This window comes from Candidatus Magnetominusculus dajiuhuensis (assembly GCF_046044395.1).
GTDB lineage: Bacteria > Nitrospirota > Thermodesulfovibrionia > Thermodesulfovibrionales > Magnetobacteriaceae > Magnetominusculus > Magnetominusculus dajiuhuensis.
Map to the genome: position 1 here is coordinate 1 of NZ_JBJUSG010000215.1, position 2463 is coordinate 2463.

The following is a 2463-nucleotide window of genomic DNA, read 5'->3' on the forward strand; positions in this document are numbered from 1 at the left end:
TAAAGCACGGGGGCTTTTAACTCTTTTCGCTTCTCTATGTCGGTTATAGGGTTTCACAAATAACTTGACATTCCCTTCCAGTACATCTTATACATATGATGTCACAGCCAGTGGTATAACATGGAGTAACAACAGTTTTTCCCTTAGTGGTTCAATTTCAGGAACTGTTTATTGGAACGCAATCATGTCCTCGTCAGATGGGACGAAGCTCGCTATAACAGGTGGTAATGTTTATACAGGAGTATATACCTACGACGCTGCTTCCGCGGCAATTACCGCAATCTATAATCAGGCTGCTTCGTGGTTTGGGTCAACATCCGGAAACATCATTACGGGAACATACGGCGGGGCCACATACTATGGCCAATGGTTTACCAACGGTGCTGACCTTGTAGCCTGGCCAGATGGAAACATGTTCACTTATTACAATGGCAACTGGTATGCCTTAGGGGTAAGCTGGAAATAAATACAGGGCATAAACCCTGATGTTAACAGATGAAACGCAGACAGATTCTGCCGGAGAGCAACCTGTTGAGGGCCTGTCATGGAATAGTTGGGACTAATCATACGGTTAGCTGGGCGTGGACGAAAGTTTACGCCCTACCAAAACATTAACCGGATAATGTATACTTGTATATAAAAGTTAACAAATAGACAATAGATAATAAGCAGTGTCTTATTAATAAAGGGGAAAAGGAGGATACCAGAATGAAAGAGAAGATAAGGGCGCTTTTGGCGACAGAAAAGAAGTACTATGTAGTATCTGTTGTGGTTTTATTAATAGCAGTCTTTTGCCTTAGCTCTTTAGCGTCTGCAAGTCAAATCATTTGGACAACAAGTCAAGGCAATGATTTTACGGTGACCTCGGACGGTGTGGTAAAAGGACTTACAATAACAGCTAGTACCAGTGGAAGTTGTTACAGTAGTTATAATTTTGCGGCTGCGTTTTCAGATATATCGGTCGATGGAAGTGGAAATTTTACAGCAACTAAGAGTTGGAGTAGTTCTGCAATAAGCGATTATGGATCATATTCTCTTTCTGTTAAGGGCAACTTTACCAGTAGTACGGCATTAACCGGCACGTGGTCGTCATCTTTCTCTATGGCGTACGGCGGCTCTTGTTCCAACTCTGGAAGTGGCACTTGGACAGCCGCATCAACAGGGGTATATTCATATATCCTGAGCGTAACGAAATCCGGCACGGGTTCAGGCACTGTAACAGCGTCAAGCGGGACTCTCAGTTGGAGCGGCAGCACCGGCACCACAGCCTACAGGTCGGGAACATCGGTAACGCTAACGGCGGCGGCCTCGGACAACTCTACTTTTACCAGTTGGTCAGGGTGTGATTCCACAATCGGTTCTCAATGTACAGTTACGATGTCGGCGGATAAGTCTGTATCAGCAACATTTTACACGTACACATGGACTGCGCAAACTGGTGCAGGCAGCCGAAATTGGTGGTCAGTAGCGTCCTCGTCAGACGGTACAAAGCTCGTTGCTGTAGCTATGTACGGTGATTATATTTATACCTCAACCGATTCAGGCGCTACTTGGACTAAGCGCACTGGTGCAGGCAGCCAAAATTGGTGGTCAGTAGCGTCCTCATCAGACGGGACAAAGCTCGCGGCTGTGACTTATGGTGATTATATTTATACCTCAACCGATTCAGGCGCTACATGGGGTCAGCAAACTGGTGCAGGCAGCCGAGCTTGGAATTCAGTAGCGTCCTCATCAGACGGTACAAAGCTCGTTGCTCCAGCCGGCGGCGGGGGTTATATTTATACAGGAAACTATGACACTGCCTATGCCTCCGAGGCAATTACGGCAATCTATAATCAAGCGGCATCGTGGTTCGGGTCAACATCTGGAAGCGTAGTTGCGGCAACATCCGGCGGGGTCACATACTATGGCCAATTGTTTACAAATGGTGCTACCATTGTAGCCTGGACAGATGGAAATTTGTACACTTATTATAACGGTACTTTGTATGCTTTAGGGGTAAACTGGCGAACATTAGGTAAGTCAGTCTTGAAGATGACCGCAATCTATAATCAGTCTGCTTCGTGGTTTGGGTCAATATCTGGAAACATCATTACGGGAACATACGGCGGGGTCACATACTATGGCCAATGGTTTACCAACGGTGCTGCCCTTGTGGCCTGGCCAGATGGAAACATGTTCACTTATTACAATGGCAACTGGTACGCCTTAGGGGTAAGCTGGAAATGAGTAAAGGGCATGAGTTCTGAGTAGTAAAGTTTAAGTAATTGCGAATGGCGGCTTAATGGCCGCCATTCCGGCTTGTCCGGTCTACGGGTAAATGCACTATTCCTTGGTGCGAAAGTTCAGATAGAAATGTCGTGGAGTGAGAGGAATGACACAGTTTGTTGAACAGTCTCCAAATTTTTTGTTCGTAAGCGTCTAAATAACTACACCCGTTGATTTCCCTGCGAGGGCATCCCT

2 protein-coding genes are annotated in these 2463 nt (G+C 46.2%); both read left to right on the top strand.

Annotated elements, in window-relative coordinates:
• The first annotated feature begins 184 nt into the window (after positions 1-184).
• Positions 185-466 carry a hypothetical protein gene (locus AB7D94_RS16955; protein ID WP_420267250.1) on the top strand — a complete coding sequence of 94 codons (282 nt, stop codon included), beginning with the start codon at positions 185-187 and terminating at the stop codon, positions 464-466.
• A gap of 242 nt (positions 467-708) precedes the next feature.
• Positions 709-2229 (top strand): InlB B-repeat-containing protein, encoded by a 1521-nt coding sequence (locus tag AB7D94_RS16960; RefSeq protein WP_420267251.1) that lies wholly within the window; start codon positions 709-711, stop codon positions 2227-2229.
• The last annotated feature ends 234 nt before the right edge of the window (positions 2230-2463 follow it).

What these genes read in the sequence shown, in the direction of transcription:
- AB7D94_RS16960 (WP_420267251.1), top strand. Translation starts at nt 709, where the DNA reads ATGAAAGAGAAGATAAGGGCGCTTTTGGCGACAGAAAAGAAGTACTAT.
- AB7D94_RS16955 (WP_420267250.1), top strand. Translation starts at nt 185, where the DNA reads ATGTCCTCGTCAGATGGGACGAAGCTCGCTATAACAGGTGGTAATGTT.